This window comes from Serratia sp. TSA_105.2 (genome assembly GCF_052692115.1).
Window position 1 is genome coordinate 1 of record NZ_JBQZFT010000017.1, and the last position, 14148, is coordinate 14148.

Genomic DNA, 14148 nt, shown 5'->3' on the forward strand with positions numbered 1-14148 from the left:
AGCACGCTCTGGCTCTGGGATGTAGCTGTCCAGGGCTTCGGCCAGTTCGATGATTTTCGCTTCCCACTCAGCTTCGCCTTCCAGCGCTTTCAGCGCGGAACCGCGGATTACCGGCAGGTCGTCGCCTGGGAAGTCGTAAGCGGACAGCAGTTCGCGAACTTCCATTTCTACCAGTTCCAGCAGCTCTTCATCATCTACCATGTCGCATTTGTTCATGAATACGATGATGAAAGGAACGCCAACCTGACGACCCAGCAGGATGTGCTCACGAGTCTGAGGCATTGGGCCGTCAGTCGCAGCTACTACCAGGATCGCGCCGTCCATCTGAGCAGCACCGGTGATCATGTTTTTCACGTAGTCGGCGTGCCCTGGGCAGTCAACGTGCGCATAGTGACGAGTCGGGGTGTCATATTCAACGTGAGAGGTGTTGATGGTGATACCACGAGCTTTTTCTTCTGGCGCGTTATCGATCTGGTCGAAAGCACGTGCAGAACCGCCGTAGGTTTTAGCCAGTACGGTGGTGATCGCTGCAGTCAGGGTAGTTTTACCGTGGTCAACGTGGCCGATAGTACCAACGTTAACGTGCGGTTTTGTACGTTCAAATTTTTCTTTAGACACGGCTATATTCCTTACTATAGCGCTCTCCCCTTCTGGAGAGAGCACGGGACTTTGGTTTTAACCCTGCGGCTTATTTGCCACGGGCTTCGATTACGGCCTGAGCGACGTTGTTCGGTGCATCATCATACTTCAGGAATTCCATGGTGTATGATGCGCGACCTTTAGTCAGAGAACGCAGCTGAGTTGCGTAGCCGAACATTTCGGACAACGGTACTTCAGCGTGGATCTTAACGCCAGTCACTTCAGATTCCTGACCGCGCAGCATGCCGCGACGACGGCTCAAGTCACCGATAACGTCACCGGTGTTCTCTTCTGGAGTCTCAACTTCAACCTTCATGATAGGCTCAAGCAGAACTGGTTTCGCTTTCTTAAAGCCTTCTTTAAAGGCGATAGACGCGGCCAGTTTAAACGCCAGTTCAGAGGAGTCAACGTCGTGGTAAGAACCGAAGTGCAGACGAATACCCATGTCTACTACCGGGTAACCAGCCAACGGACCAGACTTCAGCTGCTCCTGGATGCCTTTATCAACGGCAGGGATGTATTCGCCAGGAATTACACCACCTTTGATGTCGTTGATGAACTCGTAACCTTTCGGGTTAGAGCCCGGCTCCAGTGGGTACATGTCGATCACAACGTGACCGTACTGACCGCGACCACCAGACTGCTTGGCGTGCTTACCTTCAACATCGGTAATCTTCGCGCGAATCGCTTCGCGGTAAGCTACCTGAGGTTTGCCCACGTTAGCTTCAACGTTGAATTCACGCTTCATGCGGTCAACGATGATGTCGAGGTGCAGTTCACCCATACCGGCGATGATGGTCTGGTTAGACTCTTCGTCAGTCCATACGCGGAACGACGGGTCTTCTTTAGCCAGACGGCCCAGAGCCAGACCCATTTTTTCCTGGTCAGCTTTGGTTTTTGGTTCAACGGCGATAGAGATTACCGGCTCAGGGAATTCCATACGCTCCAGGATGATTGGAGAGTCTGGATCACACAGGGTGTCCCCTGTGGTCACGTCTTTCAGACCGATCGCAGCGGCGATGTCGCCTGCGCGAACTTCTTTGATCTCTTCACGCTTGTTGGCGTGCATCTGAACGATACGGCCGAAACGCTCGCGCGCAGACTTAACGGAGTTCAGCACGGTGTCGCCGGAGTTAACAACGCCGGAGTACACGCGGAAGAAGGTCAAGTTACCTACGAACGGGTCGGTAGCGATTTTGAACGCCAGAGCAGAGAACGGCTCGTCATCACTTGCGTGACGCTCAGCCGGAGTGTCTTTACCGTCGTCCAGGATACCGTTGATCGCAGGAACGTCAGTTGGTGCCGGCAGGTATTCGATTACCGCATCCAGCATCGCCTGCACGCCCTTGTTCTTGAACGCAGAACCACAGGTAACCAGGATGATTTCGTTGTTCAGTACGCGCTGACGCAGAGCGGATTTGATTTCTTCCTCGGTCAGCTCTTCGCCGCCCAGGTATTTTTCCATCAGCTCTTCGGAAGCTTCCGCAGCGGACTCGATCAGGTTCTGGCGCCATTCTTCAGCCAGATCCATCATGTCAGCCGGGACGTCTTCGTATTCGAAGGTTACGCCTGCGTCTTCTTCGTTCCAGTTGATCGCCTTCATTTTCACCAAGTCGATAACGCCGGTGAATTTGTCTTCTGCGCCGATAGCCAGCTGCAGAGGAACAGGGTTAGCGCCCAGACGAGATTTGATCTGGCCAACAACTTTCAGGAAGTTAGCGCCCATACGGTCCATTTTGTTAACGAACGCGATACGTGGCACTTTGTATTTGTTAGCCTGACGCCATACGGTTTCAGACTGTGGCTGAACACCACCAACAGCACAGTAAACCATTACCGCGCCATCCAGCACACGCATGGAACGTTCTACTTCGATGGTGAAGTCAACGTGCCCTGGGGTGTCGATGATGTTTACGCGATGCGGTTCGAATTGCTTGGCCATACCAGACCAGAAAGCAGTAGTCGCTGCAGAAGTGATGGTAATACCACGCTCCTGCTCCTGTTCCATCCAGTCCATGGTGGCAGCGCCGTCATGAACTTCACCGATTTTGTGGTTTACACCGGTGTAGAACAGAATACGTTCGGTAGTGGTGGTTTTACCGGCGTCGATGTGAGCACTGATACCGATGTTGCGGTAGCGTGCAATGGGTGTTGTACGAGCCATTTGATTCCTCTATTCCTAGGGCGTTCAAGTTCAGTTAACCCAAGCGGGCCGATTTGACGCGCCCGCTTGGTTAGCATGACTACAGCCGGGTGATTACCAGCGGTAGTGGGCGAACGCCTTGTTGGCTTCGGCCATACGGTGAACGTCTTCACGCTTCTTAACAGCAGAACCTTTGTTCTCTGCTGCGTCAGACAGCTCGTTCGCCAGGCGCAGAGCCATGGATTTATCACCGCGTTTACGTGCAGCATCAACGATCCAACGCATTGCCAGAGCATTACGACGAACCGGGCGGACTTCAACTGGTACCTGATAAGTAGAACCGCCAACGCGACGCGACTTAACTTCTACAGTCGGGCGAACGTTGTCGAGAGCGACTTCGAAAGCTTCCAGGTGATCTTTACCAGAACGCTGAGCCAGGGTCTCCAGCGCGGTATAGACGATTGCTTCTGCAGTAGATTTTTTACCGTCTACCATCAGGATATTTACAAATTTGGCCAGCAGCTCAGATCCGAACTTAGGATCTGGCAGGATTTTACGTTGGCCGATTACGCGACGACGTGGCATGGAAATACTCCGTTGTTAATTCAGGATTGTCCAAAACTCTACGAGTTTATTTTGACATTAAAGTTAAAACGTTTGGCCTTACTTAACGGAGAACCATTAAGCCTTTGGCTTCTTCACGCCGTACTTGGAACGAGCTTGCTTACGGTCTTTAACACCGGAGCAGTCAAGTGCACCACGGACGGTGTGGTAACGCACACCTGGCAGGTCTTTTACACGACCGCCACGGATCAGGATTACGGAGTGTTCCTGCAGGTTGTGGCCTTCGCCACCGATGTAGGAAGTTACTTCGAAACCGTTGGTCAAACGCACACGGCAAACTTTACGCAGTGCGGAGTTTGGTTTTTTCGGGGTAGTGGTGTATACGCGGGTGCATACGCCACGTTTCTGCGGGCAGGCTTCCAGCGCTGGAACGTTGCTTTTAGCAGCCTTCACAGAGCGTGGTTTGCGAACCAGCTGGTTAATTGTTGCCATTAAAAAAGCTCCTGGTTTTTGCTTCGTACTAGCTTCGTAAACATGTGATAAATCCCCTCGTATGCACTATTGGCAAAGTACGAGGACGCAGAATTTTAGGGCTGACCAGTATGGGTGTCAAGAAATATACAACATCACTCTCATTACCAGGCCATTTGGCTGCGGTGTTGTTCGGTTAATTCAACGAAGTGATTATAGCCGACGACAGTGACTTTGTGCGAAAAATGACCAACCAATCCCCGGGCTTCCAGGTCGTCCTGCAGCGCATAAAGGGATATGGGGGCGGCGAGCAGCAATTCAAGATGGGCGCTGCCGGCAAGGCCTGCGAGCACGCCGTCCTGCAGCAGCAGCAGCGCGTCACCCTCCGCCGTCAGGCGCAACAGGGCGGGTAAGTCACATTGGTTTGGCGAATGACTCAGGGTATACAGCATCAGAGGATCCTAAAACGTCATCACGGCGTCGTAGCCGGCCAGTTCGCGGCGCAGTTCGTCCGGCGCCAGCACCTCGGCATCCAGCACCCAATCGGTCACCTGACCCAGCCCGCGTTCCTGCAGCGAAGCCTGGCACAGATAGCACCGCTCCACGTCATACAGCGGCAGCACGCCGAAGGTGGCGATGTAATTGCGCGCCAAAATCTTTTCCGGTTGCTGGCCCGGCAACAGCTGCAATACGCCATCGCCGACAAAAAACACCCCTAAATCTTCACTGAGCGCCGACGTGGCGAGCAGCGCATCCAGCCCTTCCCTGCCGCCGGCGCCGCCGTGCGGCCCGTGGGTGAAAACAAAAGCGACTCGTTTCATCATATCCTCAGAACTGCACCAGACGGTCGCAACTCAACGACGCTTCGGCCAGGGAACCCAGCCCGCTCAGGGTAAAGCCGGGCTGCAGGTTAGCACTTGCCAGCCCCTGTTGCGCCGCCTCCTGCGCGTCGGTGACGCCACGGCGCAGCGCGGCAGCTACGCAGACGTTGAGCGCCACGCCGTGTTGCTGCGCCAGCTGCGTCCAGCCGCGCACCAGGTCGAACTCGTCGCTGGCTGGCGCGGTCAGCTGGTTGGCATTCAACACCCCTTCACGGTAGAAAAAGACGCTGGAAAGCCGGTGCCCTTTCGCCAACAAAGCCTGAGCGAACTGATAGGCGCTGCTGGCCTGCTGCGTGCCGTAAGCCGGGCCGGTGACCAGCAGGCAATAATCGAGCATCAACGGTCGCTTCCCAACAGATCGCCGCTCTTGAACTGGCGGATGTACAGATACACGGTGTGTTTGGAGATGTTCAGACGATCCGCCACCTGGTTGATCGCATCCTTGATGTCGAAGATGCCTTTCTCATAGAGGTTGAGCACCACCTGGCGATTCTTGGCGTTATTGGACACCGAGCGGTCGGCGTTCACCTCTTCGATGGTGAACTCGAGCGTCTGCGCTACCAGGTCGTCGACGGAAGACGCGAAATTCACCGACGACGGCACGTCCTGCGTGGCCGGCGGCATAAAGGTCTGCATGATCTGCGAGAACGGCACGTCGAGGTTCATGTTGATGCACAGCAAGCCGATCACCCGCTGCTCGCGATTGCGAATGGCGATGGTCACCGACTTCATCAACACGCCGCTCTTGGCGCGGGTAAAGTAGGCTTTGGACACGCTGCTGTCGTCCCCAGCCATGTCGTGCAGCATGCGCAGCGCCAGGTCGGTGATCGGCGAGCCGATTTTACGCCCGGTATGTTCACCGTTGGCGATGCGTACCGCTGAGCTGTTCAGGTCTTCCAGTGCGTGCAATACGATCTCGCAGTGGCCGCCGATCAACATCGCCAGCCCGTCGACCACCGCTTCATAGGATTTCAGGATTTCATGATCCGTTTGAGTAAACGGACGTTCATTCAGCAAATCAAGTTCGCTGGCTTCGCTGGATAAAAGCGAATTCGACATCGAAGATACCACCCTCATAGATCGCCTGTGCCAGGGGGCGCAGCTAAAACCGCTCGGACCGGATCGCTGCCGTCGTCGGCACGCCGCAGCGCGGCCGGCTGAGAGCGGCATCGAACGGCACGATGACATCCGCGGGCGAGGCGGCCGGGAACAATTTTAGGTACACGCCCTAAGGGGCAGACGCATGACTGATAAGTCAGAATTATTAGTCTAGCAAAGCGGCCGGAGCAAAGTCCTTGCGTTTGCGCGTGGTATTGACGTTAAGCCCGATGCCCGGCAGGCGTCAAGCGTTCAATGGAGAGAGAGGCGGCGGCTGCCGAAATGAAAACCGCCGCGGAGGGCATCCGCGGCGGTGGCAAACAGAGCGACGATGTTATTTCGCTTTAGCGTCGGCTTTCGCGTCAGCCGGTTTTTCGGCTTTGGCGTCGGCTTTCGGCGCCGCTTTCACGTCCAGCAGCTCAACGTCGAAGACCAGCGTGGAGTTAGCCGGGATGCCCGGAACGCCGGTTTTGCCGTAGGCCAATGCAGGTGGGATCACCAGCTTGATTTTGCCGCCTTTCTTGATGTGCTTCAGGCCTTCGGTCCAGCCTGGGATCACGCCGTCCAGACGGAACGACAGCGGCTCGCCGCGGGTGTAGGAGTTATCGAACTCGGTACCGTCGGTCAGGGTGCCTTTGTAGTTCACTACCACGGTGTCGCTGTCTTTCGGAGCTTCACCCGCGCCCGGCTTCTCTACCTGGTACAGCAGGCCGGATTCGGTTTTCTTCACGCCTTTTTCTTTAGCGAAGCTGTCGCGGTACTTGGCACCTTTGGTTTCGTTGTCCTTGGCGTCCTGTTCCATCTTCGCCTGAGCGGAAGCCTTCACGCGCGCTTCGAAGCCCTGCAGGGTCTTCTCGATGTCGGCATCGTTCAGCTTGCTCTTGTTGGCGAACGCGTCCTGAACGCCGGCAATCAGCTGATCTTTGTCCAGCTTGATGCCCAGCTTCTCTTGCTCTTTCAGAGAGTTGTCCATGTAACGGCCGAGAGAGGCGCCCAGTGCGTAGGCCGCTTGCTCGTCGTCGTTTTTGAACTTGCCGGTGCTCGGTGCTGCTGCCGCGTCCGCTGGTTTAGCGGCTTCTGCCGGTTTGGCGGCATCGGCTGCCATGACCTGGGTCGCATTCAGAGCAAAAGCCATGGTGGTTGCCAGAAGCGTGACTTTAAACAAAGATTTCATCCATTTCTCCAGTGTCTGAAGCAATGCCCCAAACAATCATTAGGTAAGATAACCGGGCTACTATAGCTGCCTGAAACAAAACAAAACAGTCGCACAGGTAACCAATCGAGTCAAAGTGTGACTCCCGCTTTGCCAAGAAGTTTCCCACCGCGTGCTACTCGCATGATAAATCAGATTTTTCTTGCAGAATGTTCGGCGAGGTTAGCAAAAAACGGCGTATCGGGCGCGCAACTTTTCAGCACTTTACACTGCCGATCGCAACGTTGCGCACCGTCTGGAGAAATAGCGCGAGCAAACCCGGCGCCAGCTGTTACCATAGCGCCGAATCAGGATTTTATCGCGTCAGAGGTAGCCCCATGCACAACGCCGACATTCAACGCCTTCTACAGCGGCTTGAAGAACTGGAGAGCCGTCAGGCTTTCCAAGAGCTCACCATCGAAGAGCTCAACCAGACCGTTACCCAGCATCAAATGGAAATGCTGAAGATGCGCGAACATTTGCGCATGTTGACCGACAAGCTGCGCTCGACCCAAACCTCAATGATCGCCTCGCAATCGGAAGAAACCCCTCCGCCGCACTATTGAGGGCCCGCCATGCGGTTATTTCAGGCGTGCCAGCCCTTCGACGGCACGCTCGAGATACCGGCGCGGGCACCCCAGGTTGATGCGGATAAAACCGCTCCCCTGCGGGCCGAAACCGCTGCCCATCGACGGTGCCAGCTTCGCCACCGCCACCAGCGCCTGCTGCAAGTCAGCATCGTTCAAACCCAGCGAGCGGCAATCCAGCCAGGCGAGATAAGTCCCTTCAGCCTGGGTCATCGCACACCAGGGCGCGGCGGCCGCCAGCGCCTGCTCAAACCAACGCCGATTCTCCGCCAGGTAGTCGAGCAGCTCATCAAGCCAGGCAGCGCCCCGTTGATAGGCCGCGGTCGCCGCCGTCATCGACAGCGCGTTGAATACATCCAGCCCGTGGGCGTTCAGCCGATCGACAAACGCCTGCCGAAGCCAGGCGTTGGGGATCAGGAAATTCGAAATGCGCAGCGAGGAGAGGCCGAACGTTTTGCTGGCGGACGTCGCCGCAATCACCCGCTCGCGATATTCCTCGCCCAGATGCAACACCGACGTAAACGTCTCGCCGGGCAGCAGCAGATCGGCCCAAATTTCATCGGAGATCACCGTGACATCGTGGGCGTGGCAGAGCGCCATAAGCCGCTCCAGTTCATCGCGGCGCCAGCAACGGCCGGTCGGGTTGTGCGGATTGCACAGCAACAACAGCGGCGGTTTACGCTGCGCCAGACAGGCGGCCAACTGGTCGAAATCGATCCGGTATCCCTGCGGGGTTTCCAGCAGCGGGTTCTCAATCACCTCTCTGCCGTTCATGGTGACTATCTTGGCGAACGAGCCATAATACGGCCCCTGCACCACCACCCCGCCCCCCGGCTTGCTGAGCAGTTGGATCAGCATCGCCAACCCCGGCACTACCCCTTCAATCGACGTGAACCATTCGCGCCGCAGCGGCAAGCCATGCCGCTTGGCAAACCAGTCGATCGCCGCCTGATAGTAAGCGTCGTCGCGTTCGCTGTAGCCGAAGACGCCGTGGTCCACCCGCTGATGCAGCGCCTGCTGCACCTCTGGCGGGCACGGAAAGTCGAAATCGGACACCCACATCGGCAACAGTTCGCTGCCGTCCAGTTGCAGATAGCGGTCGATGAAGTCCCACTTCACGGAGCCGGTGTTGTGGCGATCGATGATGGCGTTGAAATGACTCGTCATGTCAGGCTTCCTTACGCTGCAAGTCTTGCTGAGGTTGGAGTTTAGCGATACCGAAGCCGGTGAACCCATAAATCAGAGCGAACACCACCGCGGCATAACATTGGATCGCCCATGGCAGCAGATCGAGCGTGCTGACCCCCAGCGTGGTGGCCATATAAATGCCGGCGGCCGTCCACGGGATCAGCGGTTCGATGACGGTGCCCGCATCTTCGACGGTGCGCGACAGGTTTTTGTTGTCCAGCCCCATGCGTCGATACGCCCCTTTGAACAGCTCCGCCGGGATCAGCAGCGCCAGCTTGCCGTCGCTGGTCGCACCGGTCACCAGGATAGTGGTGGCAACGGTGGCGGCGATCAGCTGGCCGGTGGTGTGCACCACTTTCAGCAGCCGGCTGATGATCACCGTCAGCGCGCCGGTCAGCGTCAGGGCGCCGGCGAAGGAAAAGGCGCAGAACACCAGCAGGATCGTACTCATCATCGAGAACATGCCGCCGCGGTTCAGCAGGCGCGGCACATCGGCGACGATCCCCTCAACGTTGTGGCCCTGAGTGGCGAACATCGACAGATTGAAGCCATCCATCAACGCATTCAGCCCCTGCTGCAGGCTAAAGCCCTGCAGCGCGACGCCGATGGCGATCGCCAGCGCGCAGGCGGCCAGCATGACGGGGATCACCGGCCGTTTGGTCACCGCGCCCCACAGCACCAGCACCGGCGGCAGGATCAGCAGCAGATTGAAGTGGTACAGCCCCTCGAGCGCACCGACGATTTCGGTCACTTTTTCAGGCGTTGCCACGCTGCTCACCGCACCGGTGTGGCCGGCGATCAGGTACACCACGGCGGCCAGGATAAAACTCGGTAGCGTCGTGTACATCAGATGCTGGATATGGCTGTAGAGATCGGTATCCGCAACGATAGCCGCGAAGTTCGTCGAATCGGACAACGGCGAAATCTTGTCGCCGAAGTAAGCGCCGGACACCACCGCCCCGGCCGCGGCGGCCAGCGGCACGTCCAGACCGGCGGCCACGCCCATCAACGCCACGCCCACGGTGCCGGCCGCCCCCCACGAGGTGCCGGTGCACACCGAGATCACGCTGGTGATGAAGAACGCGGCGATCAGAATGTATTGGGGGCTGATCAGCTTCAGCCCCCAATACACCATGTAAGGAATTGTGCCGCTGATCATCCAGGTGCCGATCAGGCCGCCCACGCAGATCAGGATCATGATCACCGGCATCGCCTTCGCCAGCTTGGCCACAATGGCCTCGATGATGTCGTCCCAGCGGTAGCCTTGCCACCAGGCCAACGCGGCGGCGATGGCAGCAGAAACCAGCAGCAGCGGTTCAATGCGCAGACCAAACTGGCCATAGCCGATGATGAGCAGCAACAGCATGGCCACAATCGGCAGCGTCGCCAGCCCAAGGTTGAGCGTTTTCTTATTATCCATATACGGCTCCTGTTGAAGATGGGGTACTGCAACAGCGTAATGGCTTCGGTAATCGGAGGATGTGAGCGCAGGCAACCGGCCATGTAATCGGTTTCATGAAATAGCGTTGTGTGAGCCGTCTCTCATTCGCAGCGCTTGCTTTGCTCATGCGGTTCGCCGTCGGCTACGGAGTCTCGCAGGATAAGCTCGGCCGAAAAGCGGTTGTTCTGCGGCGCGACGTCGCTGCCGCTGTGGATCTGTAGCGCCAGGCGCGCGGCACGCCGGGCCATTTTCTCGATGGGGTAATGCACAGTGGTCAGCGAAGGGTGGAGATATTTCGCCAGGGCAATGTCGTCAAAGCCGACGATAGACAGCGCCTCAGGCAGCCGAATTTGCCGTTGGTGGCAGGTGCGCATCATGCCGGCGGCCATCACGTCGTTGAAGGTCACTGCGGCGGTGAAGCGTGGGTCGCTGGCCAGCACGCGCTCGGCCGCCAGTTCGCCTCCTCGCTCGTTGAAGGGCACGCTGATGATCCAGCTGCCGGGCACCTCAATGCCGGCGGCGGCCATGGCCTTGCGGTAACCCGCTAACCGCTGCGCGCGGTCGTCAATCGGCAGATCCGCCGTCACGCAGGCAATTCTCCGATGCCCCTGACGAATGAGCAGCTCGGTCGCCGCCTGCGCCGCATTGGCGTTGTCGAGCCAGATGCAACGGTTGGCGATGGCGGGCAGATAACGATTGATCAGCACCAGCGCAGGCGTGTGGGCGGCGTAGCGCAGCAGCTCCTCCTCCCCCATGCGCGTGACGTGCGCCACGATGGCTTCGCATCCCTGGTTGATGAGAAAGTCGAGGCCGCTTTTTTCCAGCTCGGCCTGATGTCCGCCGCTGCACAACATCAAACGTACGCCGGCCTGGCGCGTGATGTCTTCCACGCCCCGCGCCAGGCGTGAGAAAAACGGATCGTCGAGGTTGCCGGTCAGCAATCCCAGCATATTGCCGCTTCTTTTCGCCAGCGCCAGCGCGGCGGCGTTGCGATGGTAGTTAAACTCGCGCATCGCTTTCTCGACGCGTTCGCGGGTCACCGGTTCAACGTAGGCGGTATTATTGATCACCCGGCTGACGGTGGCCGTGGAAACGCCGGCGCGCCGCGCAACGTCTTTCATGGTGGCCATGGCATGTCCTGTTGTGCCGTTCGGCGCCCGGTGCGCCGCGCATAAAAAAGGGCAGCCGATGGCCGCCCTCTTGACTCGTCACTGCGCTCTGCTTAGTGGCAGCCGCAGCCGCCGTTACCGCAGCCGCCTTTACCGTGGTCGTGACCATGGTCGTGATCGTGGCCGTGACCGCCGCAGCAGCCTTCACCGTGTTCGTGGTGATGGTCGTGCTCGCCGTGTACGTGGCCGTGCGCCAGTTCTTCTTCGGTCGCTTCGCGGATCGCGACAACTTCCACGTTGAAGTTCAGGTTTTGGCCGGCCAGCATGTGGTTGCCGTCAACCACCACGTGGTCGCCGTCAACTTCGGTGATTTCAACCGGTACCGGGCCCTGATCGGTGTCAGCCAGGAAACGCATGCCGACCTGCAGTTCGTCAACGCCCATGAAGACGTCTTTCGGTACGCGCTGCACCAGGTTTTCGTCGTAGTTGCCGTACGCGTCGTTCGCGCCGACGTGAACGTCAAAACGATCGCCAACGTCGTGGCCTTCGAGTGCTTTTTCCAGACCTGCGATCAGAGAACCATGCCCGTGCAGATAGTCCAGCGGTGCGCTCACCGGAGACTCATCAACCAAAACACCGTCTTCTGTACGTACTTGGTAAGCCAGGCTGACCACCAAGTCTTTTGCTACTTTCATGATATCTCCTACCGTTGGCAACTAGGACGCGCACCGTTATCGGGATGCGCGCCTTTTCCGGACAGATTGTAACGGAAATCTGCCTCGCTGTACCCTCCGGGATAAAAAAACGCTACTTCGGCTGGAAAATGCCGATCACCTGTTCTTGCGGGCGAACGTGTTTTTCCACCTGTTGTTCGGTCTGGCGCTGATGGTGGCCGCACTTGACGCACTCCACCACCTCCACCTGATCCTCCCGCCATACCGCCAGCGTATCCATGGCGCTACAGCTCGGGCACACCGCCCCGGCGATAAATCTCTTACGTGTTGCAGACATCGTTATGCTCCCGCTTATTCGTATTCGTCCCAGCCGTCGAACTGGCGACTTTCTTTTTGCATTTCGCGATGGAACAGCTCTTCCAGCTCGCGCCGCGCCTCTTTCACGCGGGAAATTTGCGCCACGTCGCCCTGATGCGGCGGCATCAGTTCACGCAGCATGCGCATATCCAGGCGGCGGAAATGCTGCTGGGCGCGGAAGGCCTGATGCGGGTGCATGCCCAACTCCATCAGCGCCTTGCGCCCCAGTTCCAGCGCGCTGGAGAAGGTCTCGCGGCTGAACTGCTTCACGCCCGCCTGCAGCAACTCATGCGCCTCCACGCGGCCGCGCGCGCGCGCAAGAATGCTCAGGTTCGGGAAGTGCTGCTGGCACAGCCGCACGATCTCCATGGTATCTTCCGGCTCATTGCAGGTGATCACGATCGACTTGGCCTTCTCGGCGCCCGCCGCGCGCAGCAGCTCCAGCTCGGTGGCGTCGCCGTAATAAACCTGGTAACCGTAACGCCGCAGCACGCCGACGGCGCTGACGTCGCGCTCCAGTACGGTAATGCGCATTTTGTTGGCCATTAACAGGCGGCCGATCACCTGGCCGAAACGCCCGAAACCGACGATGATCACCTGCGGATCGTCGTCCTCCACGTATGGCGTCTCCTCGTCTTCGCCTTTGGCGTTATAGCGGCGCGCCAAAATGCGGTCGATGGCCTGCATCAGCAGCGGCGTGGTCATCATCGACAGCGTCACCACCACCAACAGCAAAGAGAGTTGATCTGGCTGCAGCACCTTTTGCGCGCCCGCCGCCGAAAACAGCACGAAGGCGAACTCACCGCCCTGGCTGAGCACCCCGGCGAACTGCAGGCGCACCGAACTGCGCAGGCCGAACAGGCGCGACACGCCGTAGAGCACGCCGGACTTGACCGCCACCAGCGCCAGCACGCCGATCAATACCTCGGCCAGATGGGTGTAGAGCACGCCAATATTCAACACCATGCCCACCGAGATAAAGAACAGCCCCAGCAGCAGCCCTTTAAACGGCTCGATGGAAATTTCCAGTTCGTGGCGGTATTCGCTCTCCGCCAGCAGCACCCCGGCGATGAAGGTACCGAGCGCCATCGACAGGCCAAGCGCTTCCATAAACAGCGCCGAGCCGAGCACCAGCAACAGCGCCGCGGCGGTGAAGATCTCGCGCACGCCGGAAGCGGCGATATAGCGGAACAGCGGCCGCAGCAGAAAACGGCCGCCGATCAGCATGCCGCCGAACGCCGCCACCTTGAGCGCGATCTTCGCCCAGTCGTCGCTGGTGCCGCCGGCGCCGGCCAGAATCGGAATCAGCGCCAACGCCGGGATCACCGCCATATCCTGGAACAGCAACACCGAGAAGCCGAGCTGCCCCCCTTCGTTGCGGTTCATGCCCTTCTCGCGCATCAGTTGCAGCGCCATGGCGGTGGAAGACATCGCCAGGCCGATACCGCCGATCACCGCCGCCTGCCATGCGAAGTGCGTCAGGTACAGCAGCGCGCCCAGCACCGCCGCGGTGATCAACACCTGGCCGGCGCCGGCGCCGAAGATCGAACGCCGCAGCTCCCACAGCTTGCTGGGGTTCAGCTCCAGGCCGATGATGAACATCAGGAACACCACGCCCAGCTCGGAGAAGTGCAGGATTTCGTCGACGTCGCGGATGAAGCCCAGTCCCCAGGGGCCGATGGCGATGCCGGCGATCAGATAGCCCAGCACCGCGCCGATCCCCAGGCGACGGGCGATCGGCACCGTCACCACCGCGGCGAACAGGAACAGTAAAATGGCGGTCAGTAAGGTCGATCCTTCCATC

16 protein-coding genes are annotated in these 14148 nt (G+C 58.6%); 1 reads left to right on the forward strand and 15 read right to left on the reverse strand.

The genetic code is table 11. The annotated features are described in order from the left end of the window. From ACUTSC_RS24135 to fkpA, 9 genes are all read right to left on the reverse strand, one after another. On the reverse strand, window positions 1-618 hold a 618-nt coding region (locus tag ACUTSC_RS24135; RefSeq protein ID WP_164040121.1), incomplete at its 3' end, for a GTP-binding protein. Window positions 619-688: 70 nt separating this feature from the next. Then, a complete protein-coding gene (gene fusA / locus ACUTSC_RS24140; RefSeq protein WP_060428649.1) occupies window positions 689-2803 on the reverse strand; it encodes an elongation factor G in 2115 nt (704 codons plus the stop codon). A gap of 93 nt (window positions 2804-2896) precedes the next feature. After that, window positions 2897-3367 (reverse strand): 30S ribosomal protein S7, encoded by a 471-nt coding sequence (gene rpsG / locus ACUTSC_RS24145; protein WP_004956203.1) that lies wholly within the window; start codon window positions 3365-3367, stop codon window positions 2897-2899. 96 nt (window positions 3368-3463) lie between these two features. Then, window positions 3464-3838: a 30S ribosomal protein S12 gene (gene rpsL / locus ACUTSC_RS24150; protein ID WP_004930426.1), complete on the reverse strand. Its 375-nt coding sequence runs from the start codon at window positions 3836-3838 to the stop codon at window positions 3464-3466. A 143-nt stretch (window positions 3839-3981) separates the two neighbouring features. Then, a complete protein-coding gene (gene tusB, locus ACUTSC_RS24155; protein ID WP_197768505.1) occupies window positions 3982-4269 on the reverse strand; it encodes a sulfurtransferase complex subunit TusB in 288 nt (95 codons plus the stop codon). 9 nt (window positions 4270-4278) lie between these two features. Beyond that, the gene (gene tusC, locus ACUTSC_RS24160) at window positions 4279-4638 is read right to left on the reverse strand and encodes a sulfurtransferase complex subunit TusC (protein ID WP_025159912.1); all 360 of its coding nucleotides are present in this window, start codon (window positions 4636-4638) and stop codon (window positions 4279-4281) included. A gap of 7 nt (window positions 4639-4645) precedes the next feature. Further along, entirely contained in the window at window positions 4646-5035 is a 390-nt protein-coding gene (gene tusD / locus ACUTSC_RS24165) for a sulfurtransferase complex subunit TusD (protein WP_197768506.1), read from the reverse strand. Continuing rightward, window positions 5035-5757: a helix-turn-helix transcriptional regulator gene (locus ACUTSC_RS24170; RefSeq protein ID WP_004930418.1), complete on the reverse strand. Its 723-nt coding sequence runs from the start codon at window positions 5755-5757 to the stop codon at window positions 5035-5037. Before ACUTSC_RS24170 ends, tusD begins: the two co-directional genes overlap by 1 nt. Before the next feature lie 373 nt (window positions 5758-6130). After that, entirely contained in the window at window positions 6131-6970 is an 840-nt protein-coding gene (gene fkpA, locus ACUTSC_RS24175; protein WP_016930330.1) for an FKBP-type peptidyl-prolyl cis-trans isomerase, read from the reverse strand. A gap of 356 nt (window positions 6971-7326) precedes the next feature. On the opposite strand from fkpA, the gene ACUTSC_RS24180 reads away from it, so the two are divergent. Continuing rightward, window positions 7327-7554, forward strand: a complete 228-nt coding sequence (locus tag ACUTSC_RS24180) for a SlyX family protein (RefSeq protein ID WP_025304503.1) — start codon at window positions 7327-7329, stop codon at window positions 7552-7554. 15 nt (window positions 7555-7569) lie between these two features. Here ACUTSC_RS24180 and ACUTSC_RS24185 read toward each other — a convergent pair whose 3' ends face one another. The 6 genes from ACUTSC_RS24185 to kefB all read right to left on the reverse strand — a co-directional run bounded on the left by ACUTSC_RS24185 (window position 7570) and on the right by kefB (window position 14147). Next, window positions 7570-8742: a PatB family C-S lyase gene (locus ACUTSC_RS24185; protein WP_197768507.1), complete on the reverse strand. Its 1173-nt coding sequence runs from the start codon at window positions 8740-8742 to the stop codon at window positions 7570-7572. Window position 8743: 1 nt separating this feature from the next. Then, on the reverse strand, window positions 8744-10183 hold the full coding sequence (nhaC, locus tag ACUTSC_RS24190; protein WP_197768508.1) for a Na+/H+ antiporter NhaC: 1440 nt from the start codon (window positions 10181-10183) through the stop codon (window positions 8744-8746). Between the two features lie 122 nt (window positions 10184-10305). Continuing rightward, complete coding sequence (locus ACUTSC_RS24195) at window positions 10306-11334, reverse strand: LacI family DNA-binding transcriptional regulator (RefSeq protein ID WP_142110616.1); 1029 nt, start codon at window positions 11332-11334, stop codon at window positions 10306-10308. Window positions 11335-11426: 92 nt separating this feature from the next. Next, the gene (gene slyD / locus ACUTSC_RS24200; RefSeq protein ID WP_107227954.1) at window positions 11427-12008 is read right to left on the reverse strand and encodes a peptidylprolyl isomerase; all 582 of its coding nucleotides are present in this window, start codon (window positions 12006-12008) and stop codon (window positions 11427-11429) included. A gap of 112 nt (window positions 12009-12120) precedes the next feature. Next, a complete protein-coding gene (locus tag ACUTSC_RS24205) occupies window positions 12121-12324 on the reverse strand; it encodes a YheV family putative zinc ribbon protein (RefSeq protein WP_015379274.1) in 204 nt (67 codons plus the stop codon). A gap of 14 nt (window positions 12325-12338) precedes the next feature. Continuing rightward, a complete protein-coding gene (gene kefB, locus ACUTSC_RS24210; protein WP_063991667.1) occupies window positions 12339-14147 on the reverse strand; it encodes a glutathione-regulated potassium-efflux system protein KefB in 1809 nt (602 codons plus the stop codon). Window position 14148 lies beyond the last annotated feature (1 nt).

Excerpts from the sequence above, each read along its gene's own strand:
- fusA (WP_060428649.1), bottom strand. The coding sequence starts at position 2,803 with ATGGCTCGTACAACACCCATTGCACGCTACCGCAACATCGGTATCAGT.
- rpsG (WP_004956203.1), bottom strand. The coding sequence starts at position 3,367 with ATGCCACGTCGTCGCGTAATCGGCCAACGTAAAATCCTGCCAGATCCT.
- rpsL (WP_004930426.1), bottom strand. The coding sequence starts at position 3,838 with ATGGCAACAATTAACCAGCTGGTTCGCAAACCACGCTCTGTGAAGGCT.
- tusB (WP_197768505.1), bottom strand. The coding sequence starts at position 4,269 with ATGCTGTATACCCTGAGTCATTCGCCAAACCAATGTGACTTACCCGCC.
- tusC (WP_025159912.1), bottom strand. The coding sequence starts at position 4,638 with ATGAAACGAGTCGCTTTTGTTTTCACCCACGGGCCGCACGGCGGCGCC.
- tusD (WP_197768506.1), bottom strand. The coding sequence starts at position 5,035 with ATGCTCGATTATTGCCTGCTGGTCACCGGCCCGGCTTACGGCACGCAG.
- ACUTSC_RS24170 (WP_004930418.1), bottom strand. The coding sequence starts at position 5,757 with ATGTCGAATTCGCTTTTATCCAGCGAAGCCAGCGAACTTGATTTGCTG.
- fkpA (WP_016930330.1), bottom strand. The coding sequence starts at position 6,970 with ATGAAATCTTTGTTTAAAGTCACGCTTCTGGCAACCACCATGGCTTTT.
- ACUTSC_RS24180 (WP_025304503.1), top strand. The coding sequence starts at position 7,327 with ATGCACAACGCCGACATTCAACGCCTTCTACAGCGGCTTGAAGAACTG.
- ACUTSC_RS24185 (WP_197768507.1), bottom strand. The coding sequence starts at position 8,742 with ATGACGAGTCATTTCAACGCCATCATCGATCGCCACAACACCGGCTCC.
- nhaC (WP_197768508.1), bottom strand. The coding sequence starts at position 10,183 with ATGGATAATAAGAAAACGCTCAACCTTGGGCTGGCGACGCTGCCGATT.
- ACUTSC_RS24195 (WP_142110616.1), bottom strand. The coding sequence starts at position 11,334 with ATGGCCACCATGAAAGACGTTGCGCGGCGCGCCGGCGTTTCCACGGCC.
- slyD (WP_107227954.1), bottom strand. The coding sequence starts at position 12,008 with ATGAAAGTAGCAAAAGACTTGGTGGTCAGCCTGGCTTACCAAGTACGT.
- ACUTSC_RS24205 (WP_015379274.1), bottom strand. The coding sequence starts at position 12,324 with ATGTCTGCAACACGTAAGAGATTTATCGCCGGGGCGGTGTGCCCGAGC.
- kefB (WP_063991667.1), bottom strand. The coding sequence starts at position 14,147 with ATGGAAGGATCGACCTTACTGACCGCCATTTTACTGTTCCTGTTCGCC.